General features: G+C 68.9%; 1 protein-coding gene. It reads left to right on the plus strand.

Annotated features, from left to right (window positions below; translation table 11 throughout):
* The coding region (locus tag DIC66_RS22770) for an FGGY-family carbohydrate kinase (RefSeq protein ID WP_275405281.1) at positions 1 to 762 on the plus strand (762 nt) is incomplete at both ends.

Here is a 762-nt window from a genome sequence, read left to right on the forward strand (position 1 = left end):
GGCGCCCTGAGTGCCACTGCTGCCAGTGCACTCGGCCTGCAGAGTGGCATCGTCGTGGCCGGTGGTGCCGGTGACAACGCGTCCAGTGCCATTGGCATGGGCGCCGTCAATGCAGGCGAAGGCTTCCTGTCGCTGGGCACCAGCGGCGTGCTGTTTGTGGTCACGCCGCAGTTCGCACCCAATGCAGCCAGTGCCACCCACGCCTTCTGCCACGCGGTGCCCGGCCGCTGGCACCAGATGAGCGTGATGCTCTCGGCCGCCAGCTGCCTGCAGTGGGCCAAGCAGGCCCTGGGTGCTGCGTCTGAAGCCGAGCTCGAAGCCAAGGCTGCCAGCCTGGACATGGCCGCACGTGCCGCTGCGCCCTTGTTCCTGCCGTATCTCAGTGGCGAGCGCACGCCGCACAACGACGCGGTGCTGCGCGGCAGCTTCCACGGGATCAGCCACAGCGCCGACCAGGCCGCCATGGCCTATGCGGTGATCGAGGGCGTGACCTTTGGGCTGACCGATGGCTTGAACGCATTGAAGAAGGCCGGAAGCCACGTGAGTCGCCTGTCGCTGGTGGGCGGTGGTGCCCGCAGCGCCATGTGGGCCCAGCAACTCGCCTCTTCACTGGATGTGGAAATCGTGCTGCACGCCGAGTCCGCCGCGGGTGGCGCGCTCGGCGCTGCGCGCCTGGGTTGGCTGGCCACCGGCGCCGCAATCGAGACCGTCTGCACCCAGCCCGCCATCACCCAAAGCTACCGGCCCGATGCCGCCGAGCAG

The organism is Rhodoferax lacus (assembly GCF_003415675.1).
Classification (GTDB): Bacteria; Pseudomonadota; Gammaproteobacteria; order Burkholderiales; family Burkholderiaceae_C; genus Allorhodoferax; species Allorhodoferax lacus.